This is a genomic window from Aquabacterium soli, assembly GCF_003933735.1.
Taxonomy (GTDB): Bacteria; Pseudomonadota; Gammaproteobacteria; order Burkholderiales; family Burkholderiaceae_C; genus Aquabacterium; species Aquabacterium soli.
This window is the reverse complement of the sequence record NZ_RSED01000001.1, coordinates 434,374-457,966: the sequence shown is the minus strand read 5'-3', so window position 1 is coordinate 457,966 and position 23,593 is coordinate 434,374. Positions and strand designations below refer to the sequence as shown.

The following is a 23,593-nucleotide window of genomic DNA, read 5'->3' as shown; positions in this document are numbered from 1 at the left end:
CTCAATAGCGCAACAGGGCTTTGACGCGGACCTTGTCCTTGTCCTGGAAGTGTTCGTCGACGTAGCGCTGCATCTCGGCTTGGCGCTGGCTGTCGGACAGGTTGTTGGCGGCCTTCAGTCGATCCCACTCGGTGCGGGCGGCGCTGAGGCGGCGTTCCCAGTCGTCCCACTGCTTGTCGACGGCCTCCAGGCGATCGGCTGCATCTTCGCCATAGCGGCTTACGCGCTCGGCGCGCACTGCGGCGGGGTCCTTGCCAGCCTCCATCTGGGGCACGGGCTCGCCGACATCGGGCGCGGCGGGCTGACCGGACTCAAGCTGAGCGAAGTACTCCAGGAAATGCTTTTCGTCGTCGGAGAAGAAGGCCTCGGCCCAGGCCTGGCCCAGGATCTGACGGCGCACGGACTTCTGCTCTTCGAACACCGGCATCCAGGTGCTGCGGTCGCTCTGCACGAACTGGTTCTTCCAATCGTAGGTGCGGATCTTCCAGTATTTGTCAAAGAGATCAGTGATCTCGGCGGCCAGCTTGTCGCCATGGTCGCGGCGGGCTTCATCCTGCACCAGGCCACGTATCTCGGCGATGGTGACCTCGCCCAGACCGAGGATGTAGTACTCGAAACGGCCGCGCAGGCCCTTGCAGGGCTTGAGCAGTTTGTCGGCGGTGACGCACCATTCGCCTGAGGGCTCAGTGCCTGCGAACGAGCCTTCCTTGTAGAGGCGGTTGCGCACTTGATCGGGGGTGCGGGCAGGCGCGGTATCGGCAGCCTGCGGCGTGGGGGCATCGCCCGTGCCCAGGCCCCAGCCGTCGGATGGGCCGTGGCCGCCACCGCCGCCCAGCAGGCGCACGCCGCCATCGGCATCGCCACGCTGCACCAGCCAGGCACCACCCAGGATCAACACGGCGGCCACTGACACCGCCACCCACTTCGCTCTTGCCTGCATCGCTCGTTCCTAGATCTGTCGGATCCACAGGCCTCTTGTGAGGCTCTTGCTCATGGTCGCACCCTGGATGGTCGATTCAATCCGTTCCTGCCCGCACCTGGAATGGGTGGTTGACGTGAAGGAGAAAGGGTCAACCAGCTGAACCGGTCGACCCTTTCAAGGCATCACATGGCACCAGCCGCCCGGGTGCGTCACCGGGGCACCACGGTACCAGGAATCAGGCCTGGATCAGAGGAAGGCCCACTTAAGGCGGTTGGCGTGCTGCACGTAGAAGGCCGCTGGGTCAGGGGCGCCCTTGCCGATGGCGCCGAGCACCTGGTTGATCTCGTCCAGGTGGTTCCAGGCATAGTTGTCCTTGATGACGTTGCCCCAGTGCGACGAGCACTTGCTGACCAGGCCGTCGTTGGGCTCGGTGCCGAAGTAGCCGCCGGTGTAGGCCAGCAGCGCATCGGAGATATCACCGCTGTTGGTCTTGACCGACGTGCCCGAGAACGAATACCAGTAGATCGTGTTGCCGCTGACCTTGGCCGTGGTGGGGCCGCTGCCGCAGGCCTTGGTGGGGGCGCCGGCAGGGAACTTGGCGTTGAAGACGGCCGCTGCCGGGGTGCTCAGGGCGTTCAGGGCGGTCTTGAGGTCGGCGCTTTGGTAATTGGTGTTGCCGGTGAGCCACCCGATCAGCTTGAGGCCGGCCGTGGCGGCCTGATCGAAGCCACCATCGGGCGTCGTGCCCGCCAGGATGTCGTCGGCCACCTTGGAGCCCTGGTGGGTGCCTGCAACAGAGCTGACACTGGCGACCATGGTGGGCACCGTGCCGGCCGCGTAGCGGACGGTGGGGCCGCCATGGCTGTGCCCGATCAGGTTGAACTTCTTGACGCCATCCTTGGCGGCCCATTGCTGCAGTTGCTTGACCAGCTCTTCACCGCGGAATTCGGTGGTCTGAGAAGGGTTGACCGAGGCGATGTAGACGGTGGCGCCTTCGTTGCGCAGCGCGCCGGGGATCTGATAGAAGTAGTTCACCACGCCCAGGATGCTGTCGAAGCCAATGAAGCCGTGCACCAGCACGATGGGGTACTTGGTCTTGGCGGTGGTTCCAGCGTGGGCGGCGGGTGCAGCCAGCAGCGCACAGGCAGTGGCTGCGGCCACGCAGGCAGTGCGCAGGGTCAGGTTGATGTTCATGCGTTTTCTCCAGGGTTCGGGATGGATTCGTCGATCCGGATTAATCACTCGCATTAATCGATAGCAGTTAAATCAATGCGCGGCGTGGATTTTTCACGCTGCAAGGCATGCCCGCTTGGGGGTTAGCACGGAGCCGCAGGGTTAGCGATGAGGGGGCTTACCCGGCGGACGTTCATGCGTCCAGGCATACCTGAAACGGCATGAAAAAAGCCGGTGCTGGGCACCGGCTTCATGGGACAGCGATCAGGCCGGCAGGTGCCGGCTTAAGATCAGACGCCCTTGGCCTTGAGGCGGTTGACGATGTTGACGTAGTAGGCCTTGGGATCAGGCGCACCCTTGCCGATCGAACCCAGGACCTGGTTGATTTCGTCCAGGTGGTTCCAGGGCAGGGCCAGGTCAATCTGCTTGCCCCACTTGGCTTCTTCGGGCGAAACCAGACCGTCGTTGGCGGTGGTGCCGTAGTACTTGCCGGTGTAGGCCAGGATGGCGTCAGAGATGTCCCAACCGTTGGTCTTGACCAGGTTGCCGGCGTACGAGTAGAAGTACTGGCCGTTCTGGTACTCGGCGTTGCGACCGGCAGGGAAGTCTTGATTGAAGCGCTCGGCGTCCACGCTGGACAGGGCCTTCAGGGCCGTCTTCAGGTCGGCGCTCTTGTAGTTGGTGTTGCCGGTCAGCCAGCCGATCAGCTTCAGGCCGGCGGTGGCGGCCTGGTCGAAGCCACCGTCAGGCGTGGTGCCCTTCAGGATTTCGTCGGCGACCTTGGAGCCGTAGTGGGTGCCCGACATGGTCGAGACGCTGGCGATGTCGCTGCGCGTGGCGGCCGAGTAACGGACGGTGGGACCGCCGTGGCTGTGACCGATCAGGTTGAATTTCTGGATCTTGTTGTACCAGGGGCTGGCGGCCTTCCAGGCGTCGAGCTGCTTGTTCAGCTCTTCACCGCGGAACTCGGTGGTCTGCGACGGGTTGACCGACGCGATGTAGACGGTGGCGCCCTCATCGCGCAGCGCGCCGGGGATCTGGTAGAAGTAGTTCACCACACCCAGGATGCTGTCAAAACCAATGAAGCCATGGACCAGCACCACGGGATGCTTGGTCTTGGCAGCGGTGCCAGCATGGGCGGGAACGGCGGCCACGGCGACAGCGGCAACCGCTGCGGCGGCGATATGACGGATCTTCAAAGCTTTCATGCGTTTTCTCCTCTCGTGCACAGCGGTGTGCTGCTGGGGTTGATTATTCGGATGTCGTTAATCGCCCCCTCACGGGTGAACCCTCATTTCCCGGGTTTGCACCGCCCCGCATTCACGTGGAGAAAAATGCCTTCAAACGGGTTTTGTCCCGCAGCGCAGAAATCGCCGTCAACGCAGCGTCAATCGGCCTCGCGCTGGCGTGCCTGTCGACGCGCCAAAGCCAGGTCATACAGGCGATTTCGCGGCTGGCCCGTGGCCTCGGACAGCAGGCGCGATGCCTCCTTGAGCGGCAGGTGTTCGGCCAGCACGTCCAGCAAGTCGCTGACCGGGGTGGGCAGTTCATCCGCAGTGGCGTCACCCGCATCTGCCTGGGCGTGCCAGACCAGCGCGAACTCACCGCGTTGCCGGTTGGGCTGGGCCAGCCAGGTCAGCAGACGTTCTGCCGGCAAAGTGTCGATTTCTTCGAACTGCTTGGTGAGTTCGCGCCCGATGGTCACCAGGCGCGCCGGGTCGATGGCGACCAGATCGCGTGCCAGTTCTTCCACACGGTGCGGCGACTCGAACAGCACGACCGCGCCTGGCAGCTGCCTCAGGCCCGCCAGGGCCTCCCGTCGGGCCCCGCCCTTGGACGGCAGAAAACCCACGAAGGTGAAGCCCTGGGCATGCACATCGCCAGCGGCGGAGATGAGCGTGACCGGGGCGCTGGCGCCCGGCAGCGGCACCACGCGCAGCCCGGCGGCACGCACGGCACGCACCAGACGGGCACCGGGGTCGGACACGCCGGGCGTGCCCGCATCGCTGACATAGGCCACGCGCTGGCCGGCCTGCAGGGCCTGCACCACCGTCTGCGCGGCCTCGTTCTCGTTGTGCTCGTGCACGGCCACCAGGCGCTTGTCCAGCCCCAGGTGCTGCATCAGGCGCTGCGTCATGCGGGTGTCTTCGCAGGCCACGGCATCTGCCAACGCCAGCGCGTGGATGGCGCGCAGCGTCATGTCCGCCAGGTTGCCGATGGGCGTGGCGACGACATACAGCACGCTTGCGGGATACTGCTGGCTGCCGGCGGCCATGGCCGCGGTCTGGAGGAGCAAGGTGGCATCGACCGTCACGACAAAATCCCGGGGAGATGAGGCGGAGGACCAGGCGCTGGTCTATCTGCAGGCACAAGGCCTGACACTGGTGGAGCGCAATTATCGGATAGCGCGCGGCCCCCGTGCGCGCGGCGCCGAGGTGGACCTGATCATGCACGACCGCGACGGCACGCTGGTGTTCGTGGAAGTGCGGGCGCGCCGCGATACAGGCCATGGCGGCGCGGCGGCCTCCGTGTCACACGGCAAGCAGCGGCGCTGCATCCTCGGTGCCCGGCACTACCTGATGAGCCTGAGCACCCTGCCACCCTGTCGCTTCGACGTGGTCGCCATCGACGGCGAGCGGCTGAACTGGATCCCCGCAGCCTTCATGGCCGATGATTGAGCGCGCTGACTTATGATCGGCAGGCATGTCTGATCCATTGTTGACTCCCCCTTTCCTGTCCCAGTCTCTAGCGCAGGCCGCCGATGGCCTGTACCAGTCGTCTGAACGGCTGGCGCAACACCTGCACGCCGCGGCGCTGGCCATCGTGCATGGCCTGACCAGCGGCAGCCGCGTGCTGTGCGCTGGCGAACGCGAAGGGGTGTGGCTGGCCCAGCAGGCAGCCCATCTTCTGGTTCAGGGCACAGGCCGCGCCCGTCCCCCGTTGGCGGCCGTGTCCGTGTGCAGTGCCTGGGGCCCCGGCCAGACCGCACAGAGCGGCCACCTGGATGCCCAGGTGCGTGCGCTGGGGCAGCCCGGCGATGTGTGGCTGGCCTTCTCGCTGGAGCAATCCGAAGGCGAGCTGGCCTTGGCCACAGCCACCGCGCGCGACATGGATCTGACCCTCGTGGTGATGACCGGCGAAGCCGCCTCGGTGCTGGGCCCCATGGTGCGCGACACCGATGTGTGGGTTCCGCTACCGGGCATGCACGCCACACACCTGTTCGGCACGGCCTGGCTGGCCGTGCATTTGTTGAGCGAAGCAGTGGACGCCCACCTGCTCGGAGAGGAGCTTTGATGACCTTGAACAAGCACCGCGCCCACGCGGCCCGATGGATGAACCGACTGGCCCTGGCCGTCGCCGCCAGCAGCCTGCTGAGCGCCTGCGCGCCCCTGGTGCTGGGTGGCGCGGTGGGTGGCGCCTTCATGGCCACCGATCGCCGCACATCCGGCACGCAGGTCGAGGACAAGGGCATCGAGATCAAGGCCGCCAGCCGCATCCGCTCGGCCCTGGGCGAGCGTGGTCACGTCAGCGTGAACTCTTACAACCGCGTGGTGCTGCTGACCGGCGAAGTGGCCTCCGATTCAGACAAGCAGGCCGCCGAGCTGGCCACCAGCCAGACCGAGAACGTGAAGTCGGTGGTCAACGAGTTGGCCGTGATGGGCAACAGCTCGCTGACCTCGCGCTCCAACGACGTGCTGCTGCAGACCAAGGTCAAGGCCACGCTGGTGGATGCGCGCGACGTGATGTCCAACGCCTTCAAGGTGGTGGTCGAACGTGGCGACGTGTTCCTGATGGGCATGGTGACCGAGCGCGAAGCCAACCGCGTGGCCGAGCTGGTGTCCACGGTGAGCGGTGTGCAGAAGGTCGTCAAGGTACTGCACATCATCAGCGAGGATGAGCTTGCGCAGAAGACGCCCAAGGGGCCGGCACCGGCCGCCTCGGAGCCTTCCGAACAGCGCTGATCAGCGCAGGCGGCGGATCAGGCTGGACGTGTCCCAGCGGCCGCCGCCCATGGCCTGCACCTCGGCATAGTATTCGTCGATCAGTTCGGTGACGGGCAGGACCGCGCCCTGGCGACGCGCCTCGTCCAGGCACAGGCCCAGGTCCTTGCGCATCCAGTCCACCGCGAAGCCGAAGTCGAAGCGGTCGTCCACCATGGTGGGACCGCGGTTGGCCATCTGCCAGCTGCTGGCGGCGCCCTGCGAGATCACCTCGATCACCTTGTGCATGTCAAGGCCCGCCTTCTGGCCGAAGGCCAGGGCCTCGGCCAGGCTCTGCACCACACCGGCCACGCAGATCTGGTTGACCATTTTGGCCAGCTGTCCCGCGCCGGGATCTCCCAGGCGGGTGACTGCGCGCGCATAGGCGCGCAGCACCGGCGCCACGCGGTCGAATGCTGCCTGCTCACCGCCGCACATGATGGTCAGCACGCCGTTGATGGCCCCCAGGTTGCCGCCCGAGACCGGCGCATCGATGAAGGTGATGCCCTTGGCCCGGCCGAGTGCGGCCAGATCGCGTGCGATCTGGGCCGAGGTGGTGGTGTGGTCCACCCACAGCGTGCCCCGGCCCATCGAATGGAACCCGCCCTGCGGGCCCGTGGTGACCTCGGTCAGGTCCTGGTCATTGCCTACACAAGAGAGCACCACATCGGCAGAGGCCGCCGCTTCCAGCGGGGTGGCCGCCATGCTGGCTTGTGGGTGCTTTCCGACCTCCGCCAGCCATGCCTCGGCCTTGGCGGCCGTGCGGTTGTAGACGGTGACGTGGTGCCCGGCGCGCAGCAGGTGGGCCGCCATGGGGCCGCCCATGGTGCCCAGGCCCAGGAAGGCCAGGCGCAGCGGTTCAACGGGTTCGTAGGTCTTGTCGGCGATCATGAAAAAGGCCCCTGTGTCGGACAGGGGCCCATTGTCGCAGTCGCCAAGCGGCGCGCCTGAACAGCGCCGTTGCGATCAGACGATCTTGAGGTGCTCGGTGCCCGCGCCCAGGTCGGTGTTGCGCGCGCGCTGGCTGTTGAGCTTGATCTGCAGGCGCAGGTCGTTGACCGAGTCGGCATTGCGCAGCGCGTCCTCGAAGGTGATGTAGTTGCCCTCGTACAGGTCGAACAGCGCCTGGTCGAAAGTCTGCATGCCCAGTTCGCGCGACTTCTTCATGATCTCCTTGATCTCGCCCACCTCGCCCTTGAAGATCAGGTCGCTGATCAAGGGGGTGTTGAGCAGGATCTCGACCGCGGCGGCGCGGCCCTTGCCTTCCTGGCGCGGCACCAGGCGCTGCGAAATCAGGCCACGGAGGTTGAGCGACAGGTCCATCAGCAACTGAGCGCGGCGCTCCTCGGGGAAGAAGTTGATGATGCGGTCCAGCGCCTGGTTGGCGCTGTTGGCATGCAGGGTGGCCAGGCACAGGTGGCCGGTTTCGGCGAAGGCCACGGCGTGTTCCATGGTCTCGCGGTCGCGGATTTCGCCCATCAGGATCACATCTGGCGCCTGGCGCAACGTGTTCTTGAGCGCGATCTCCCAGCCGTCGGTGTCGATGCCAACCTCGCGCTGGGTGACGATGCAGTTCTTGTGCGGGTGCACGAACTCCACCGGGTCCTCGATGGTGATGATATGGCCGTAGGTGTGCTCGTTGCGGTGGTCGACCATGGCGGCCAGCGTGGTCGACTTGCCGGAGCCGGTGGCGCCCACCAAGATCACCAGGCCGCGCTTGGTCAGCACCACGTCCTTCAGGATCTGCGGCAGACCCATGCCATCAACCGTGGGCAGTTGCGCCGGGATCACCCGCAGCACCAGACCCACATTGCCCTGCTGGATGAAGGCATTGACACGGAAGCGCCCCACCCCGCCTGGCGCGATGGCGAAGTTGCACTCCTTGGTGCGCTCGAACTCGGCGGCCTGCTTGTCGTTCATGATCGACCGGGCCAGCGCCAGCGTGTGCTGCGAGGTCATGGGCTGTGGAGACACCTTGGTCACCTTGCCATCGACCTTGATGGCCGGCGGGAAATCGGCCGTGAGGAACAGGTCGGAGCCGCCTCGGGCGATCAACAGCTTGAGCAGATCGTTGATGAATTTGGAGGCCTGATCGCGTTCCATGGCGGGAATCCTGAACTGATTGAATCGATGTGTATTGGAAATCGGGCCGCTGGCCTGCCAGGCTGAGGTTTACCCCAAGCCTGTCCTGCCGTCAGCCACCGGTGACCAGCAAGGCCCCCAGTCTGCCGCTGAGCTGCCGAGTGCGCAAGGACAGCCGCCTGGCCACCGAGGCCATCACGGCCATGCCGACGCGGGGCTCTTCAATGGACAGATCGTCCAGCGCTTCGGTGGTGAGCACCGCCAGCTTGCAGGGGCTGAGCGTGAGACAGGAAGCAAAGCGCGAGCCCGCGTCCAGCAGAGACATCTCTCCCAGCAGATCGCCTTCACGCGCTTCGGCCAGACGCGCCCGTCCACCCGCCGGCTGCGCACGGTCCACCGCGACGACCCCCTGCAGCACCACCAGGGCATAGTCACCCTTTTCCTCTTGCACGATCACTTCGCGCCCGGCGGGCACCGTGACGAAATCCATCGCGGCGGCCAGTTTCTTGCGCTCGCCCCGGTCCAGGGCTGCGAAGAAGTGATCCCCGCCCCAGGCCTCTTCAAGCGCCTTGAAGCCTTCATCGCTGGAGAACGCGTGGGCGCCCACCGCCAGGGCCCGTGCCGTCCAGCCCGACTTGGCCCGCGTGGTCTCGGGCCGGTCCATGAACTGGGTGGCGAAAAAGCCGGGATCGTCCGCCGCGGGCGACCGGCCTTCCGTGCCGGTGGCCACGCCGATGATGCGGTCGAACAAGCTCTTTTTCATTCTTTCTCCCGGTGGCGGGCAATCGCCCTGGCGCGGTCGCTGCCGCCGCGCTTTGTTCTTCGATGCCTGAGATCAGCCCGGGAAATTCTCTGGGAACTTGGCCTTGGCCCGGGCTTCCGACGCCGAAATCACGTTGCGGCGGACCAGATCGGTCAGGTTCTGGTCCAGCGTCTGCATGCCGATGTTGTTGCCGGTCTGAATGGACGAGTACATCTGGGCGATCTTGTTCTCGCGGATCAGGTTGCGGATGGCCGAGGTGCCGATCATGATCTCGTGGGCGGCCACGCGGCCGGCCCCGTCCTTGGTCTTGCACAGCGTCTGCGAGATCACAGCTTGCAGCGATTCGGAAAGCATGGCGCGAACCATGTCTTTCTCGGCAGCCGGGAACACGTCGACCACGCGGTCGATGGTCTTGGCGGCGCTGGAGGTGTGCAGGGTGCCGAACACCAGATGGCCTGTTTCGGCGGCGGTCAGGGCCAGTCGGATGGTCTCCAGATCCCGCAATTCACCCACCAGGATGCAGTCAGGATCCTCGCGAAGGGCCGAGCGCAGGGCATTGGAGAAGCTGAGCGTGTGCGGTCCCACCTCGCGCTGGTTGATCAGGCACTTCTTGGATTCGTGCACGAACTCGATCGGGTCTTCCACCGTGAGGATGTGGCCGTACTCGGATTCGTTCAGGTGATTCACCATGCCGGCCAGTGTGGTGGATTTGCCGGAGCCGGTGGGACCGGTAACCAGCACCAGGCCGCGCGGCTTGAGCGCCAGCTCGGCGAACACCTTGGGCGCGTTGAGCTGCTCCAGTGTCAGGATCTTGCTGGGAATGGTCCGAAAGACCGCGCCCGAACCCCGGTTGTGGTTGAAGGCGTTGACCCGAAAGCGCGCCAGGCCCTGGATCTCGAAGGAGAAATCGCATTCCAGCGTTTCTTCGTAGGCCTTGCGCTGGGCATCGTTCATGATGTCGTACACCATGTCGTGCACCGCCTTGTGGTCCAGTGGATCCACATTGATGCGGCGCACGTCGCCATGGACGCGGATCATGGGAGGCAGACCGGCCGACAGATGCAGGTCGGATGCCTTGTTCTTGACCGAAAACGCGAGCAGTTGGGTGATATCCATGGATGATTGGCCTGACTGACGTCCACATTGATCAGCCCATTATCGCGATGATCTCCCACAACCTACAACTCGTGTCGAACCGGATCAAGCTGGCCTGTGCCGCTGCCGACAGGCCGTCGGACGCGGTTTTGCTGCTGGCCGTTGCCAAAACCTTCGGCGCGGACGCCGTCCGCGAGGCCGCCGCCTGGGGCCAGTTCCGCTTCGGTGAGAACTACGTGCAAGAGGCCCTGGACAAGATGGACGCCCTGGCCGACGCCCGTGCCAGCGGGGGACAAGCTCTGGAATGGCACCTGATCGGCCCCCTGCAGAGCAACAAGACACGGCCCGTGGCCGAGCGTTTCGACTGGGTGCACAGCGTGGACCGATTGAAGATCGCCCAGCGCCTGAGCGAGCAGCGGCCGGCCCACCTGCCGCCGCTCAATGTGTTGGTTCAGGTCAACACCAGCGGAGAAGAGAGCAAGAGCGGCGCAGCCCCGACCGAGGTGCCTGACCTGGTCCGGGCGATCGACGCCCTGCCCCGCCTGCGCCTGCGCGGCCTGATGGCCCTGCCCGCGCCCTCGCCAGATGAAAGAGCCCAGCACGCCGCCCATCACGGGCTCAAGACCCTGTTCGACAGCCTGCGCGCCGAGGGGCTGCCCCTGGACACCCTCTCGATGGGCATGAGCGCCGACCTGGAGGCCGCCATCGCCGAGGGCGCCACGATGGTGCGGGTGGGCACGGCGATCTTCGGGGGGCGCTGAGCCTGCCCTGCAGCGGGGCCTATCATTTCGCCCCATGAGCACCTCTTCGACCCCGACATCCTTCGAACTGATCGCCTTCATCGGCGGCGGCAACATGGCTTCCGCCATCATCGGCGGGCTGCTGCGCCAGGGCCGCTCGCCCGGCTCCATCCTGGTCGTGGACCCGGGCGAGGCCGCCCGCGAGCGCCTGGCCACCCAGGGTCTGCGCACCCAGGCCGCGCCAGACGAAGCCCTGCGCGCCGCCAGCCTGGTGGTGTGGGCGGTCAAGCCGCAGCAGTTCAAGGACGCGGCCGCCAGCACCGCCGCGCTGGCCACCCAGGCCCTGCACTACAGCGTGATGGCCGGCCTGCGCACCGAGGACATGGCCCGCCTGCTGGGCACCCAGCGCATTGCCCGAGCCATGCCGAACACCCCGGCCCTGGTCGGGCAGGGCATCACCGGCCTGTTTGCGCGGGCCCAGGTCACGGATGCCGAACGAGCGGCCATCGAGGCGCTGGTAAGACCCACCGGCCAGGCGCTGTGGGTGGGTCAGGAATCCGATCTGGATGCCGTGACGGCGCTGTCGGGCTCGGGCCCCGCTTACGTCTTCTATTTCATCGAAGCCATGGTGCAGGCCGCCGCCGACATGGGCCTGAGCCCCGAGCAAGGCCGCGTGCTGGCCCTGGCCACCTTCGCCGGCGCCACCTCTCTGGCCAGCCAGTCGGAGGACAGCCCGGCCACCCTGCGCGAGAAGGTCACATCCAAGGGCGGCACCACCTACGCCGCGCTGACCACGCTGGAAAACGCCGGCGTGAAGGCCAGCTTCATCGAAGCGATGCGGGCCGCGCAGAAGCGCGCGGGTGAGTTAGGCGACGAGTTCGGACGCTGATGCAGAGGGGCAGCCCGCGCTTGGTCAGCCGCCGAGCCGCCCCAACACCCGCCCCAGCACCTCATTGCCCAGCACGCCAGCGAACACCGTGAACCCCAACCAATGGTTCATGCGAAAGGCAGCGAAGCAATCGTCTCGCTGGCGCGTGCGGATCATCCACACGTGCCAGCCCGCCTGTCCAGCCGCCACGGCCATCGCCACCCAGTACACGGGGCCGAGCCCGGCCAGCCGTCCGACCTGCGCCCAGCACGCGATGCAGGTGCCGTAGAACAAGGCCACGCCAATCACATCGAAGCGACCCAAGGTGATCGCGGATGTGCGCATGCCGAGCCTGAGATCGTCGTCTCGGTCGACCATGGCGTACTCGGTGTCATAGGCCAGCACCCAGCCCAGGTTGCCCACGACCAGCCACCAGGCCTCGGCCGGCACATGCCCCCGGGTGGCGGTGTACGCCATGGGAATGCCGAAGCTGAAGGCCACGCCCAGCACCGCCTGCGGCATGGCGAAGAAGCGCTTGGTGAAGGGATAAAGCACCGTCACGCCCAAAGCGCCGAACGACCAGGCGATGGTGGGCACATTGGTGGTGAGCACCAACGCAAATGACACCATCGTGAGCACCAGGCCCACCATCAGCGCCTCTTTCACGGAAATGCGCCCGCTGGTGATGGGCCGCTGGGCCGTGCGTTTGACGTGCTTGTCGAAATCCCGATCGGCCACGTCGTTGACCGTGCAGCCGGCGCTGCGCATCAGCACCGTGCCCAGCGCGAACACCGCCAGCAAGTGCCAACCTGGGAAGCCCCGCGCGGCCAGCCACAGCGCGGCCAGCGTGGGCCACAGCAGCAGCAACCAGCCTTGCGGCCGGTTCCAGCGGATCAGGTCCAGGTAGAGCGCCAGGCGCGCTTTGACGGGCAGGGGCTGGGTCATGCTGTTCACGCTGGCATTATCGCAAGCGCGACATCGTCACGCGCTATGCTGCGCAGCATTGCACCCATTCAGAACCAATCGCACAGGATCACGCCATGAAAACCATGCTGATGTACCAGAAGCTGACACCGGTCAACCGGGACCAGCACCGCTCGCTGCGCGTGAAGGCCAGCGGTCAACACCTGGCCTTCGCACGCGAGACCAACTCGCTGCTGATGGCCGTGACCGAGCTGCCGCTGGCCGCGCTCGACCTGCCCTGCGTGTTCGTTGCCTCGGGTGACCAGCACACGATGGTGTCGGTGGTGGGCCTGCGCGACAAGGAAAACCTCTACATCGACGCCGAGGGCCGCTGGGATCCGCACAGCTACCTGCCGGCCTTCATCCGCCGCTACCCCTTCGTGCTGGCGGAACAGCCGGGCAGCGACCAGCTCACGGTGTGCGTGGACGAAAGCTTCGATGGCCTGAATGGCAGCGATGGCGAAGCCTTGTTCACCGCCGAAGGCAAGGACACCCCCTATCTGCAGCAGTTGCAGAAGTTCCTGCTGGATTTTCACAACGACATGCAGCGCACCACGCTGTTTGCCAAGCGCCTGCACGAGCTGGGCCTGCTGGTCGAGCGCAACATCGATTTCAAGCTGGGTGAGCAACACCTGAACCTCAATGGCTTCAAGGTGGTCGACGAGGACAAGCTGCGTCAGCTGGCGCCCGAGGTGGTGCAGGAGCTGTTCACCAGCGGTGCGCTGGGCTGGATCCATGCGCATCTGCTGTCGTTGAACAATGTGAGCAAACTGGGCGTGCGGCTGACGCGCAAGCTGGCGAACTGATTCTCTGCCTGCGGGGCGTTGAGCGTCTTGGCGTGAGAGCGCTCAACCCATCGCAAGCATCAACAACCCGCTCAGGATGCAGAGCCAGCCGCAGAAGCGCCGCCCGCAGCACTCGCAGGCACCGTTGTCGCCGTGTTCTGGTCCCAACCACCACCCAGCGTCTTGAACAAGGTGATGTTGGCCTGCTGGCGTGCCAGTTGAGCCTGGATCAACGACTGCTGCGCCGCGAACAGGCTGCGCTGTGCATCCAGCAGATCAAGCTGGCTGGCCACCCCACTGCGGTAACGCAGGGCCGACAGACGCAGACGATCGGTCTCGGCATCAGCCTGTGCCTGCTGGGCCTGGGCCTGCTCGCCATAGGTGTCACGCGACACCAGGGCATCGGACACCTCGCGGAAGGCGCTCTGCAGGGCCTTCTCGTACTGGGCCACGGCGATGTCACGGCTGGCCTGGGCCACCTCGACACCCGCGCGCGTGCGGCCCATGTCGAAGATGGGCGCCAGCAGCGAACCGGTCACGCCCCAGCTTCTTCGGCCATCGTCGAACAGGCCCGAGAGCGAGTTGCTGACGCGGCCAGCATTGCCTGTCAGCGAAATGCTGGGGAACATGGCCGCGCGGGCCGCACCGATGTTGGCGTTGGCCGCGATCAGCTGCTGCTCGGCCTGGGTGATGTCCGGCCGGGCCAGCAGCACCTGCGAGGGCAGACCCACGGGCAGCTCGGCCAGGGCCGGCCACAACGAGTCGCCACCCAGGCGCGGAATGGCATCGACATCATCCAAGGGGCGATCACCCAACGAGGGTGCCGGAGGCAGCGTTGCCGGATCCACCTGCTGACCAACCAGCAGCGCCAGCGCGTTCAGATCCTGCCGGTATTGGCGATCGGCCTGGGCACGGCTGACGCGCGCGGCCTCGACCAGCGACTGGCCCGAGCGCAGTTCCAGCTCGTTGAGCACACCGTTGTCGTACTTGAGCTGCAGCAGCTTGAGCGAGCTGGCGCGTGCCTGCAAGGTCTGCTCGGCCAGCGCCAGCTGCCAGCGGTCAGCCCAGAGGGCATACCAAGTGCTCGCCACCGAGGCGATCAGGCTGATCTGCGTGGTCTTGCGGGCTTCTTCGGTGGCCAGCAAGGTGGCCGCCGCCGCATCCGTCAAGGCACGCACGCGGCCGAACAGGTCGATCTCGAAGGCCGACAGCGACAGGCCGCCGCTCACGGACGAATAGACGGGGTAAGGCGCACTGGTGGCCGTGCCACGCGTGCCGCTGAGCGACACGCCCACCTGCGGGAACAGGCTGGCACGCTGGATCTGGTACTGGGCTCGCGTTTGCTCGATGTTGAGCACGGCCACGCGCAGATCACGGTTGTTGGCCAGCGAGGCGCGGATCAGCGATTGAAGGCGCTGATCAGGGAAGTAGGCCTCCCAGTTGATCAGCGTGGGCGCGGCCTCGGCCGGCACGGCGCTGGCATCCCCGGTGGACCACTGCTGCGGCACCGGAGAGGCCGGGCGCTGGTAGGTCGGCACCAGCGAGCATGCGCTCAGCAGCGTGACCAGCGTGGTGGCCAGGGCAACGGGTTTAAGCATGCGGATCATGGGCGACCTCAGGAGCGGTGTGGGTGGGAGCGGCCGGCTTGCGCTTGAGCGGGATCAGCTTGCGCACCACCACGAAGAACACGGGAACGAAGAACACCGCCAGCGCCGTGGCCGCGATCATGCCACTGAGCACGCCGGTGCCGATGGCGCGCTGCGCGCCCGAGCTGGCGCCCGAGGCAATGAACAGCGGCACCACGCCCAGGATGAAGGCCAGCGAGGTCATCACGATGGGGCGGAAGCGCAGGTGGCAGGCCTCCAGCGTGGCCTCCAGCAGGCCCTTGCCCTGTTCGTGCAGTTCCTTGGCGAACTCGATGATCAGGATGGCGTTCTTGGCCGACAGGCCCATGATGGTGATCAGCGCCACCTTGAAGAAGATGTCGTCGTTCATGCCACGCAAGGTCACGCCGGTGAGCGAGCCCAGGATGCCCAGGGGCACCACCAGCAGCACCGCCAACGGGATGGCCCAGCTCTCGTACAGCGCGGCCAGGCACAGGAACACGGCCAGCAGCGAGAAGGCCATCAGCATCGCGGCCTGCGAGCCCGACAGCTTTTCTTCACGCGACAGGCCCGTCCATTCCAGGCCGATGCCCTGCGGCAACTGTGCGGCGAGCTTCTCCATCTCGTCCATGGCCTGGCCCGTGCTGAATCCGGCTGCGGCGTCACCGGCGATCCGCATGGCGGGGTAGCCGTTGTAGCGCACGGCCTGCATCTGGCCGGTGATCCAGCGGGTGGTGGCAAAGGCCGACAGCGGCACGCTCTGCCCCTGGTTGTTGGTCACCTGCAGTGCGAGGATGTCCTCTGGCGTGGAACGCGCGGCCGCATCGGCCTGCACCACGACGCGTTGCAGACGCCCCTGGTTGGGGAAATCGTTCACGTAGGACGAGCCCAGGTTCGTCGACAGCGCCGACGAGATCGCGTTCACCGCCACGCCCAGGGCCTGCGCCTTGTCGCGGTCGATGTCCACCTGCAGCTGTGGCGCATCCTCCAGGCCATCGGGCCGCAGGCCGGTGACGATCTTGCTTTGCGACGCCATGCCCAGCAGCTGGTTGCGGGCGGCGAGCAATGCCTCATGGCCCAGGCCGGCGCGGTCCTGCAGGCGCATGGCGAAGCCGGTGGCATTGCCCAGTTCGCGGATGGCCGGCGGGTTCAGCGGGTAGATGAACGCATCGCGGATGCCCGACAGCGCACCGAAGGCACGGCCGGCCACGGCCTGCGCCGCATGCTCCTTGCCCGAGCGCTCGTTCCAGTCCTTGAGCGTGACGAAGCCCAGCGCCGCGTTCTGGCCGCTGCCGGAGAAGCTGAAGCCGACCACACCCACGATGGACTTCACCTCGGGTTGCTTGAGGAAGAACTGCTCGACCTGCGAGATCACGGACTCGGTGCGGTTGGTGGTGGCGCCCGGCGGCAGCTGCACGCTGACGATCAGGTTGCCCTGGTCTTCATCGGGCAGGAAGGACGAGGGCAGGCGCGCGTACAGCCAGCCCACCACGCCGATCAGCACCAGGTAGATCACCAGCACACGCCCTGTGCGCTTGAGCAGGCGTGCCGTGAGGCCCTCATAGCCGTGCGTGACGCTGACGAAGCGGCGGTTGAACCAGCCGAAGAAGCCCTTGCGCTCATGGTGATCCGGGTCGGCCGGCTTGAGCAGCGTGGCGCACAGCGCCGGCGTCAGGCTCAGCGCCAGGAAGGCCGAGAACACGATGGACACGGCCATCGACATCGAGAACTGGCGGTAGATGTTGCCCACCGAGCCGCTGAAGAATGCCATGGGCAGGAACACAGACACCAGCACCACGGTGATGCCGATCACGGCGCCACTGATCTGCTTCATCGCCTTGCGCGTGGCGTCCAGCGGCGACAGGCCCTCCTGCACCATCAGGCGCTCGACGTTCTCCACCACCACGATGGCATCGTCCACCAGGATGCCGATGGCCAGCACCAGGCCGAACATGGTCAGCACGTTGATGGAGTAACCCGCCGCCAGCATCACACCAAAGGTGCCCATCAGCGCCACCGGCACCACCAGCGTGGGGATCAGCGTGTAACGGATGTTCTGCAGGAACAGGTACATCACCAGGAACACCAGCACCATGGCCTCGAGCAGCGTGTGCACCACCTGCTCAATGGACAGCTTCACGAAGTCCGAGGTGTCGTAAGGCACGGAGTAATCCACACCTTCGGGGAAGTAACGCTTGAGCTCGTCCATGCGGGCACGGGCGGCCGTGGCCGTGGCCATGGCGTTGCCCGAGGGCGAGAGCTGCAGGCCGATGCCCACGGCGGGCTCGCCATTGAGGCGAGCGTAGGTGCCATAGGTCTGGGCACCCAGCTCGATGCGGGCGACGTCCTTCAGGCGCACGGTGGAGCCGTCGGCCTTGGCGCGCAGCACGATGTTGCCGAACTCTTCCACGCTGGCCATCTGGCCCTGCACGACCACCGTGGCAGCCATGGTCTGTTCGGGGCCGTTGGGGCGGTCGCCCAGGCCACCGGCCGGGATCAGTGCGTTCTGCGCGGTGATGGCGCTGTTCACATCGGAGGCCGCCAGGTTGTAGGCCACCAGCTTGGCCGGGTCCAGCCACACGCGCATGGCGCGCTCGGTACCGAACAACTGGGCCTGGCCGATGCCGTTCAGGCGCTGCAGCTCGGGCAGGATGTTGCGCGAAGCGTAATCCCCCAGTGCGATCGGGTCGTACTGCGGGTTGGTGGACGACAGCATCACGAACATCAGGAAGTTGCTGCGTGACTTGTCCACCCGCACGCCCTGCTGCGTCACCGCGGCGGGCAGCCGTGGCGTGGCCCGCGACAGGCGGTTCTGCACTTCCACCTGGGCCAGGTCGATGTTGGTGCCGGGCTCGAAGGTCACGGTGATCGAACCAGAGCCGTTGGCCTGGCTGACCGACTCCATGTAGGCCAGGCCGGGCGCGCCGTTGAGCTCGAGCTCGATCACGCTGATGACGGATTCGTCCAGCGTCTTGGCGGAGGCACCGGGGTAGGTGGCGCTGATGACCACCGCAGGCGGTGCCACGTTGGGGTACTGCGCGATCGGCAACTGCGTGATCGCGGCGCCCCCCAACACCAGGATGAAGAGGGCGATCACCCACGCAAAGATGGGGCGATCAATGAAAAACTGGGCCATGGAAGGTCTCCGGCAGGCGGGATGTCTGGATCAGTGAGAACGGGCGTGGCGCGTGATCACTTGGCGACCGCGGCCGGCGCGGAGGCAGGCGCCGAGGCCTGCGAAGCGGCGCCTGCCGCTGGCGGCGTCCAGGGCACGGCCTTGACGGGCTGCTTGGGGCGAACTTTCTGGAAGCCGTCCACCATCACCTGCTCGCCCGCCTTGAGGCCGTCGGTCACCACCCACTGGTTGCCCAGCGCGCCGCCCAGCTTGACCGGGCGCGTGGCGACCTGGCCTTGCGCATCGACCACCATCACGGTGTCGCCTTGCGCAGCGCGGGTGACCGCCTGCTGCGGGATCAGGATGCCACCCTGCACCTGGGCCTGCTCCAGCCGCACGCGCACATACAGGCCGGGCAGCAAGGCACCTTGGGGGTTGGGCAGCTCGGCGCGCAGGCTGACCTGGCCCGAGGTGCTGTCCACCGACAGATCGGCGAACAGCAGCTTGCCGTCCAGCGGGTACTCCGTGCCGTCGTCCAGCACCACCTTGACCACGGTGCCCTGCGCACCGGCCTTGTCCAGCTTGCCGGACTCCATGGCCCGCTTCAGGCGCAGCGCCTCCGTGGCCGACTGGGTGAAGTTCACGTACAGCGGGTTGATCTGCTGCACGGTGGCCAGCTGGGTGGTTTCGCCCTGCCCCACCAAGGCACCTTCGGTGACCAGCGCACGCCCGATGCGGCCACTGATGGGCGAGGTGACCGAGGCGTAGCCCAGGTTGATCTGCGCGGTCTGCACGGCGGCCTTGGCGGTGGCCACGTCGGCCTGCGCCTGGCGTTGCGCCACCTGCGCGTTCAGGTATTCCTGTGGGCTGACAGCCTTGGCTTCCTGCAGGGGCTTGTAGCGCTCGGCCAGGGCGGTGGCCTGGTTCAGGTTGGCCTCGGCCTTGGCCAGGGTCGCTCGGGCGCTGTCATAAGAGGCCTGGTAGGTGCTCGGGTCGATCTGGAACAGCAACTGCCCGGCCTTCACGTCCGAGCCTTCGACGAAGGTGCGCTTTTGCACCACGCCGGCCGCGCGTGCACGCACCTGCGCGATGCGGGAAGCCTCCAGCCGGCCAGGCAACTCGGTCACCAGGGGCACGGTCTGAGGCTGCACGGCGATCACGCCCACCTGCGGCGGCGGCATCTGCCCGGCACCGGCCTTGTCATCCTTCTTGCCGCAGGCGCCGAGCGCAGCCAAGGTGACGGCGCACACCGCGACGCCCATCACGCGCCATGCGGGGTGGGCCCTGAGGCCTGCCTGTTGTTGTTGCTGTTGTCGCATGGCCATGGAACACACCTCGTCAAAAAGGAAAATTGCTTAGTCAACCAATGAGCAGGGAATATACATACATTCTTGTATGTATGCATGAATGTGCCTGACAATACCTGGAAATCTGAGGACATTGCCCCAAATTCCAAATCATGAGACGGACCAAGGAAGACGCCCAACTCACCCGCGAAAAGTTGCTGGACACCGCCGAAGTGGTGTTCAGCAACAAGGGTGTGGCGCGCACCTCCCTGCAAGACATCGCGCAGGCTGCGGGCATGACGCGGGGGGCCATCTACTGGCACTTCGAGGACAAGGCCGCATTGTTCAGCGCGATGATGGACCGCATCGTGACACCCATGGAGGAGGCCCTCAAAGACCTCACGGAGCACCCGGGCAAGGACCCGATGTTCCAGCTGCGCGAAGCCATGCTGATGTCGCTGAGGCTGATCACGGACGACGAGCGCACGCGCCGCGTGATGGGCATTGCCGTGCGGCAGGCCCCGTTCGTGGGCGAGATGGCCGGCGCACTGGAGCGCCGGCTGGAGGTTCACCTGCGTTGCCGGGGCCATATCGAGAGCGCCGTGCGCGAGGCGCAGGCCCTGGGCGTTGCCCAGCAGAGCGTGTCGCCCCGGTCGGTGGCCACCTCCATCATGGCCATCATCACGGGCCTGATCGATCTGTGGATGCTCGAGCCCAGCCTGTTTCCGCTGGTGGAGGCTGGTCAGCAGGCACTGGATGTCTACCTGGCCGGGCTCAGGTCGGCGGGGTGAGTGAACGGCCCGGGCGCGCTGCCGGTGGTGGCGCCATCGGTGCTTTCGTCCAGGCCCTCGCCGCCAGGCTCGTCCAGGTGGCGGGTATCGGCCCAGCCCACCAGGACAAAACCTTCGGGTGAGTGCAGCAGCCGGTTGATGCTGGCATTGGCGATCTGCCATGAGCGCGGCGCCGACATGCCCACCCGCGTGGCCGCCCGGTAGAAACAATCGAGCACGCCGCCGTGTGCCACCAGCGCGATGGTCTGTCCTGGGTGCGCCCGCGCCAGGCGCTCGGCGGTGCCCACGGCACGCTCGTAGAAATCCGTCAGCACCTCGCCGCCTTCGGGGCCGTAGCCAGGATCGCGCTGCCGCCAGCGGCGGGCCTCTTCAGGCCATTGCGCTGCAATCTGGTCATGCGTGAGGCCTTCGAAGCGGCCGAAATGGCGCTCACGCAGGCCGACATCGCGCAGGGGTTCGAGTCCGCAGGCCTGGGCGATGGCTTCGGCGGTTTGTGCAGCGCGCAGCAGGTCGCTCGTGTAGATGGCGTCGATGCCCTCGTCACGCAAGGCCAGACCGGTTTGACGTGCCTGCCAGCGGCCCCGCTCGTTCAGCGGGATGTCGGTGTGGCCCTGGATGCGGGTGTCGAGGTTCCAGGCGGTCTCGCCATGGCGGACGATGACCAGGCGGGTGGCGTCATGCTGCATCGCAACATGATGCCTGAAATCAACAGCCCCGATGAGCGCAGCGGTTTTGCGCCAGAGGGGCTAGACACCCCAGACCACGGGCTCGTTGGCGTTCAGCGCGCGCTGGATCATCTGCACCAGGGGCCAGGCGCGTGTGCGGGGCGGCACTTGATCATCGGGCGCGTCGTCATTCGTCCGTTCGCCATCCGCAGCGTCGTCCGGCTTGGGCAGCTCGTCCGGCAGGCCTTGCAGCGTGGCCAGGGCGCGGGGCATGTCCTGCGGTTCCAGGATGCCTGGCTGGGTCGCGGTCTTGCCCAGGGTCCTGAGCAGGGCTTCGGCGTGGGCGCTGACCATGAGCAGGTCGGCGGCGGCTTTGCTTTTGAATTTGATGGGCATGGGATCCTCCGATGAGGATCATTGTGCGCCCCCCTAGAAGGGTTCCCATCGGACCGCCTGGTCAAGACCTCACAAGGCGTGGGCTTCCGCCAGCAGGCGGGCCTGCCGTACGCCGTCGCGCAACCTGGCCAGGTGCAGGTCGCGCTGCCGCAGCCGCTCCGGATGTTCATAGGCCACGACACAGCGCTCACCATCGCGGCTCAGGCGCACCACGGTGCCATCCGGCATGGGCCAGGCCGCGTGCTGCCCGCGCTGGTTGGAGTGCGCCGCGCCATACCGCTGTGTCAAGCCATCGAACAGTTCGATCCAACGCACCTGACCCTGCAATCCCGCATCGAACACATACCGCATGCGTGCCAGACGAGGCAGGTGGTCTGCCGGGTCGACATCGAACAGCAGATCAACGGACTGCGCCCCGATCGCATCCCCGGGCGACAGTTCGTCACGCCAGTCATCCTCACCGTAGGCGCGGTGCTTCATGCCTCGCGCCTGCAACTGCTGCAGCACCTCCGCGCGGTACAGGCAGAACAAGGGCACACCCAAGGGCTTGAGCGAGGCCTGGCCTGGGCACTGGTCTTGCGCGGCCAGACGCTGCAGGTATTGGGAGGCCACGGCCGCGCCTTTGCCTTGGGCCCGCGTCAGCAGATCGCGGGCCTGGTCGAGGCTCCAGGGTTGCGCATGGCCAGACAGCATCAGCAGGGCCAGGATGAAATCACCACGCTCATTGCCCAGGCGCACGGCCTGCCGCGCATGCTCGACCGCACGCTCCAGATCCTGCAGCGGTGGTTCGGTCAACAAGGCCGCAAGGACGGCATGCGCCTGGCCGGCGAGGGTCGGGTGATTGACGAAGCGCTCGCAGTTGTTGCGGGCCTGCTGGACCAACCGGCGCGTGGCCGGTCCCTGGCATGCGGTCTGGAACAAGGCCTGCTCATCGGCCGTGACCGCCAATGACGCAGGCACAGGCTGCGCCCCCAAACTGCTGCCAGGCAAGGCCATGGCCTCCGAGGCCCGCACGGGCTTGGCGGACCAGGCCGACCAGCCAGCCACCGCCACGCCACTGAGCACAGCCAGCCCCAACCACAGCAAACGTTTGCGGTGGCGGTACAAGCCCCTTGACAACCACTCTCCCAACTGCGCGCTCATGACATCACACCTCCCTGTGCCTGACCAGTATCGCCATCCCCTCTGACAGCGCTGTGTCGCGCCAGGCTCGCCATGGGTCCGTTCGGACCAGTGGCCAGGCGACGGGCACGCGCCAGGGCAAGACGCAAGCCTTCCGCCCGGCTCACGGCGTAGTCCTTAAGAGCCATGCGCTGCTGTCATGTGGGCGGCCGTGCTGTCACGTGCGCTGCCTACAGTGCCGTTGCATGAATGACAGACTCCCCATCTCCCTCTCACTGCTTGGGCTGGCCTTTTGCGTGGCCTCGGCCGCAACAGCCCAGATCGCACCGCCGGCCCAGATGTCGACGCAAGTGCACAGCGATGTCCATGAGTTCAGCGATTTCACGCAGCCGCTGGCGGAACCGCCCCGCACCGGCCCACGGGACGAGGCGCAGTTCAGCGTGCTGCGCCAGGGCGGCCCATGGTCCGAGGCCGATGCACCCACTGTGCCGATCCGTGCACGCACTGCATTGGCGCTGGCCCATCAGGGCCGCTGGCCAGCCCTGGCGGAAGAGCTCAAGGCGCACCAGCCCAACCCCGACGTCCGCGACCAGGACGGGGCCACCTTGCTCACCCTGGCGGCGCGCGCTGGCGAGTTGCCCACCGTACAGGACCTGCTGCGCCGCGGCGCTGACCCTGATCGGCGCGGCGTGAATGGGCTCACGCCACTGGCCGCCGCCGCCATGCGTGGCCACGAACTGGTGGTGCGTGAACTGCTGCGCGCCCATGCCGATGCGAATCGCGTGTCTGCGAATGGCCAGGCACCGCTGCACCTGGCGGCACGCACCGGTCACACCCGGGTCGTCCAGCAACTGCTCAAGGCCAAGGCCGACCCGATGGTGTGGAACCGCGACGGGCGCCACGCCCTGTCAGAGGCCGCATTGGGCGGACATATCCCGGCGATGGAAGCCCTGGCGGCTTGGGGCCTGCCGGCAGACACCCCTGATCAGCACGGGCTCAACGCCTTGCATGCGGCAGCATTGGGGCGGCGGTTCGAAGCCGCCGACTGGCTGCAGGCGCGCGGCGTGCAAGTGGCACACCCACTCACGCAGGTGCTGATGGACAAGCCACCCGATCTCATCATCACAACACCATGAGTCGCGGACGCCCCCCTGTTTGAAGGGGCTGAACTTCACCGACCTGCCGGACTGATCCGAACGGCTTTGAGTCGAGTGATCCGAACAGATCAGGTCTTGCGTGAATT

The 23,593-nt window shown here is 66.4% G+C and carries 23 protein-coding genes; 8 read left to right on the top strand and 15 right to left on the bottom strand.

Translation table 11 applies throughout. The annotated features are described in order from the left end of the window. Position 1 precedes the first annotated feature (1 nt). From EIP75_RS01905 to rsmI, 4 genes are all read right to left on the bottom strand, one after another. Positions 2 to 940 carry a lipase secretion chaperone gene (locus tag EIP75_RS01905; protein ID WP_125241504.1) on the bottom strand — a complete coding sequence of 313 codons (939 nt, stop codon included), beginning with the start codon at positions 938 to 940 and terminating at the stop codon, positions 2 to 4. Between the two features lie 228 nt (positions 941 to 1,168). Then, positions 1,169 to 2,116 (bottom strand): esterase/lipase family protein, encoded by a 948-nt coding sequence (locus EIP75_RS01900; RefSeq protein ID WP_125241503.1) that lies wholly within the window; start codon positions 2,114 to 2,116, stop codon positions 1,169 to 1,171. A 269-nt stretch (positions 2,117 to 2,385) separates the two neighbouring features. Next, positions 2,386 to 3,303: an esterase/lipase family protein gene (locus EIP75_RS01895; protein WP_125241502.1), complete on the bottom strand. Its 918-nt coding sequence runs from the start codon at positions 3,301 to 3,303 to the stop codon at positions 2,386 to 2,388. Between the two features lie 179 nt (positions 3,304 to 3,482). After that, positions 3,483 to 4,391: a 16S rRNA (cytidine(1402)-2'-O)-methyltransferase gene (rsmI, locus tag EIP75_RS01890; RefSeq protein WP_338014887.1), complete on the bottom strand. Its 909-nt coding sequence runs from the start codon at positions 4,389 to 4,391 to the stop codon at positions 3,483 to 3,485. Between rsmI and EIP75_RS01885 the strand changes: the two genes are divergently transcribed. Genes EIP75_RS01885 through EIP75_RS01875 form a run of 3 tightly spaced genes read left to right on the top strand, consistent with a single transcriptional unit; the run spans position 4,369 to position 6,057 of the window. Then, complete coding sequence (locus tag EIP75_RS01885; RefSeq protein ID WP_125241501.1) at positions 4,369 to 4,773, top strand: YraN family protein; 405 nt, start codon at positions 4,369 to 4,371, stop codon at positions 4,771 to 4,773. The two genes, rsmI and EIP75_RS01885, sit on opposite strands and share 23 nt — an antisense overlap. 25 nt (positions 4,774 to 4,798) lie before the next feature. After that, a complete protein-coding gene (locus EIP75_RS01880; RefSeq protein ID WP_125241500.1) occupies positions 4,799 to 5,389 on the top strand; it encodes a phosphoheptose isomerase family protein in 591 nt (196 codons plus the stop codon). After that, positions 5,389 to 6,057: a BON domain-containing protein gene (locus tag EIP75_RS01875; protein ID WP_233584629.1), complete on the top strand. Its 669-nt coding sequence runs from the start codon at positions 5,389 to 5,391 to the stop codon at positions 6,055 to 6,057. Before EIP75_RS01880 ends, EIP75_RS01875 begins: the two co-directional genes overlap by 1 nt. Here the strand turns inward: EIP75_RS01875 and EIP75_RS01870 are convergent, their stop codons facing one another. The 4 genes from EIP75_RS01870 to EIP75_RS01855 all read right to left on the bottom strand — a co-directional run bounded on the left by EIP75_RS01870 (position 6,058) and on the right by EIP75_RS01855 (position 10,036). After that, positions 6,058 to 6,966 (bottom strand): NAD(P)-dependent oxidoreductase, encoded by a 909-nt coding sequence (locus tag EIP75_RS01870; RefSeq protein WP_125241499.1) that lies wholly within the window; start codon positions 6,964 to 6,966, stop codon positions 6,058 to 6,060. A gap of 75 nt (positions 6,967 to 7,041) precedes the next feature. Continuing rightward, positions 7,042 to 8,178: a PilT/PilU family type 4a pilus ATPase gene (locus EIP75_RS01865; protein WP_125241498.1), complete on the bottom strand. Its 1,137-nt coding sequence runs from the start codon at positions 8,176 to 8,178 to the stop codon at positions 7,042 to 7,044. Between the two features lie 91 nt (positions 8,179 to 8,269). Beyond that, complete coding sequence (locus EIP75_RS01860; protein WP_233584628.1) at positions 8,270 to 8,920, bottom strand: Crp/Fnr family transcriptional regulator; 651 nt, start codon at positions 8,918 to 8,920, stop codon at positions 8,270 to 8,272. Between the two features lie 72 nt (positions 8,921 to 8,992). Beyond that, positions 8,993 to 10,036, bottom strand: coding sequence for a type IV pilus twitching motility protein PilT (locus EIP75_RS01855; protein ID WP_125241497.1), 1,044 nt, complete (start codon positions 10,034 to 10,036; stop codon positions 8,993 to 8,995). 41 nt (positions 10,037 to 10,077) lie between these two features. Here EIP75_RS01855 and EIP75_RS01850 point away from each other — a divergent pair, with 41 nt between their 5' ends. Together EIP75_RS01850 and proC are read left to right on the top strand one after the other, a co-directional pair. Continuing rightward, positions 10,078 to 10,776, top strand: coding sequence for a YggS family pyridoxal phosphate-dependent enzyme (locus EIP75_RS01850; protein WP_420797136.1), 699 nt, complete (start codon positions 10,078 to 10,080; stop codon positions 10,774 to 10,776). Between the two features lie 34 nt (positions 10,777 to 10,810). Further along, positions 10,811 to 11,644 (top strand): pyrroline-5-carboxylate reductase, encoded by an 834-nt coding sequence (gene proC / locus EIP75_RS01845; protein ID WP_125241495.1) that lies wholly within the window; start codon positions 10,811 to 10,813, stop codon positions 11,642 to 11,644. 24 nt (positions 11,645 to 11,668) lie between these two features. On the opposite strand, the gene ubiA is transcribed toward proC, so the two are convergent. Then, positions 11,669 to 12,568, bottom strand: a complete 900-nt coding sequence (gene ubiA / locus EIP75_RS01840; protein ID WP_125241598.1) for a 4-hydroxybenzoate octaprenyltransferase — start codon at positions 12,566 to 12,568, stop codon at positions 11,669 to 11,671. Between the two features lie 95 nt (positions 12,569 to 12,663). Between ubiA and EIP75_RS01835 the strand changes: the two genes are divergently transcribed. Beyond that, positions 12,664 to 13,392, top strand: a complete 729-nt coding sequence (locus EIP75_RS01835; RefSeq protein WP_125241494.1) for a SapC family protein — start codon at positions 12,664 to 12,666, stop codon at positions 13,390 to 13,392. Positions 13,393 to 13,463: 71 nt separating this feature from the next. On the opposite strand, the gene EIP75_RS01830 is transcribed toward EIP75_RS01835, so the two are convergent. Genes EIP75_RS01830 through EIP75_RS01820 form a run of 3 tightly spaced genes read right to left on the bottom strand, consistent with a single transcriptional unit; the run spans position 13,464 to position 19,352 of the window. Next, positions 13,464 to 14,978: an efflux transporter outer membrane subunit gene (locus tag EIP75_RS01830; RefSeq protein ID WP_125241493.1), complete on the bottom strand. Its 1,515-nt coding sequence runs from the start codon at positions 14,976 to 14,978 to the stop codon at positions 13,464 to 13,466. Next, complete coding sequence (locus EIP75_RS01825) at positions 14,962 to 18,111, bottom strand: efflux RND transporter permease subunit (RefSeq protein WP_125241492.1); 3,150 nt, start codon at positions 18,109 to 18,111, stop codon at positions 14,962 to 14,964. Before EIP75_RS01825 ends, EIP75_RS01830 begins: the two co-directional genes overlap by 17 nt. A gap of 56 nt (positions 18,112 to 18,167) precedes the next feature. After that, positions 18,168 to 19,352, bottom strand: a complete 1,185-nt coding sequence (locus EIP75_RS01820; RefSeq protein WP_420797135.1) for an efflux RND transporter periplasmic adaptor subunit — start codon at positions 19,350 to 19,352, stop codon at positions 18,168 to 18,170. 197 nt (positions 19,353 to 19,549) lie between these two features. Here EIP75_RS01820 and EIP75_RS01815 point away from each other — a divergent pair, with 197 nt between their 5' ends. Continuing rightward, a complete protein-coding gene (locus EIP75_RS01815; RefSeq protein WP_125241491.1) occupies positions 19,550 to 20,167 on the top strand; it encodes a TetR family transcriptional regulator in 618 nt (205 codons plus the stop codon). On the opposite strand, the gene EIP75_RS01810 is transcribed toward EIP75_RS01815, so the two are convergent. The 3 genes from EIP75_RS01810 to EIP75_RS01800 all read right to left on the bottom strand — a co-directional run bounded on the left by EIP75_RS01810 (position 20,137) and on the right by EIP75_RS01800 (position 22,371). Then, positions 20,137 to 20,853, bottom strand: coding sequence for a histidine phosphatase family protein (locus EIP75_RS01810; RefSeq protein ID WP_125241490.1), 717 nt, complete (start codon positions 20,851 to 20,853; stop codon positions 20,137 to 20,139). The two genes, EIP75_RS01815 and EIP75_RS01810, sit on opposite strands and share 31 nt — an antisense overlap. 60 nt (positions 20,854 to 20,913) lie before the next feature. Then, on the bottom strand, positions 20,914 to 21,228 hold the full coding sequence (locus tag EIP75_RS01805) for a DUF1840 domain-containing protein (protein ID WP_125241489.1): 315 nt from the start codon (positions 21,226 to 21,228) through the stop codon (positions 20,914 to 20,916). Between the two features lie 69 nt (positions 21,229 to 21,297). Then, the gene (locus EIP75_RS01800) at positions 21,298 to 22,371 is read right to left on the bottom strand and encodes a hypothetical protein (RefSeq protein ID WP_125241488.1); all 1,074 of its coding nucleotides are present in this window, start codon (positions 22,369 to 22,371) and stop codon (positions 21,298 to 21,300) included. Positions 22,372 to 22,595: 224 nt separating this feature from the next. On the opposite strand from EIP75_RS01800, the gene EIP75_RS01795 reads away from it, so the two are divergent. Then, positions 22,596 to 23,486 (top strand): ankyrin repeat domain-containing protein, encoded by an 891-nt coding sequence (locus EIP75_RS01795; protein WP_125241487.1) that lies wholly within the window; start codon positions 22,596 to 22,598, stop codon positions 23,484 to 23,486. Positions 23,487 to 23,593 lie beyond the last annotated feature (107 nt).

Coding starts and splice junctions, on each gene's coding strand:
- EIP75_RS01830 (WP_125241493.1), bottom strand. CDS start 14,978: ATGATCCGCATGCTTAAACCCGTTGCCCTGGCCACCACGCTGGTCACG.
- EIP75_RS01860 (WP_233584628.1), bottom strand. CDS start 8,920: ATGAAAAAGAGCTTGTTCGACCGCATCATCGGCGTGGCCACCGGCACG.
- EIP75_RS01855 (WP_125241497.1), bottom strand. CDS start 10,036: ATGGATATCACCCAACTGCTCGCGTTTTCGGTCAAGAACAAGGCATCC.
- proC (WP_125241495.1), top strand. CDS start 10,811: ATGAGCACCTCTTCGACCCCGACATCCTTCGAACTGATCGCCTTCATC.
- EIP75_RS01820 (WP_420797135.1), bottom strand. CDS start 19,352: ATGGGCGTCGCGGTGTGCGCCGTCACCTTGGCTGCGCTCGGCGCCTGC.
- EIP75_RS01865 (WP_125241498.1), bottom strand. CDS start 8,178: ATGGAACGCGATCAGGCCTCCAAATTCATCAACGATCTGCTCAAGCTG.
- EIP75_RS01800 (WP_125241488.1), bottom strand. CDS start 22,371: ATGAGCGCGCAGTTGGGAGAGTGGTTGTCAAGGGGCTTGTACCGCCAC.
- EIP75_RS01815 (WP_125241491.1), top strand. CDS start 19,550: ATGAGACGGACCAAGGAAGACGCCCAACTCACCCGCGAAAAGTTGCTG.
- EIP75_RS01895 (WP_125241502.1), bottom strand. CDS start 3,303: ATGAAAGCTTTGAAGATCCGTCATATCGCCGCCGCAGCGGTTGCCGCT.
- EIP75_RS01795 (WP_125241487.1), top strand. CDS start 22,596: ATGAATGACAGACTCCCCATCTCCCTCTCACTGCTTGGGCTGGCCTTT.
- EIP75_RS01870 (WP_125241499.1), bottom strand. CDS start 6,966: ATGATCGCCGACAAGACCTACGAACCCGTTGAACCGCTGCGCCTGGCC.
- EIP75_RS01810 (WP_125241490.1), bottom strand. CDS start 20,853: ATGCAGCATGACGCCACCCGCCTGGTCATCGTCCGCCATGGCGAGACC.
- EIP75_RS01875 (WP_233584629.1), top strand. CDS start 5,389: ATGACCTTGAACAAGCACCGCGCCCACGCGGCCCGATGGATGAACCGA.
- EIP75_RS01835 (WP_125241494.1), top strand. CDS start 12,664: ATGAAAACCATGCTGATGTACCAGAAGCTGACACCGGTCAACCGGGAC.
- EIP75_RS01880 (WP_125241500.1), top strand. CDS start 4,799: ATGTCTGATCCATTGTTGACTCCCCCTTTCCTGTCCCAGTCTCTAGCG.
- EIP75_RS01885 (WP_125241501.1), top strand. CDS start 4,369: ATGGCCGCGGTCTGGAGGAGCAAGGTGGCATCGACCGTCACGACAAAA.
- EIP75_RS01825 (WP_125241492.1), bottom strand. CDS start 18,111: ATGGCCCAGTTTTTCATTGATCGCCCCATCTTTGCGTGGGTGATCGCC.
- EIP75_RS01905 (WP_125241504.1), bottom strand. CDS start 940: ATGCAGGCAAGAGCGAAGTGGGTGGCGGTGTCAGTGGCCGCCGTGTTG.
- ubiA (WP_125241598.1), bottom strand. CDS start 12,568: ATGACCCAGCCCCTGCCCGTCAAAGCGCGCCTGGCGCTCTACCTGGAC.
- EIP75_RS01900 (WP_125241503.1), bottom strand. CDS start 2,116: ATGAACATCAACCTGACCCTGCGCACTGCCTGCGTGGCCGCAGCCACT.
- EIP75_RS01805 (WP_125241489.1), bottom strand. CDS start 21,228: ATGCCCATCAAATTCAAAAGCAAAGCCGCCGCCGACCTGCTCATGGTC.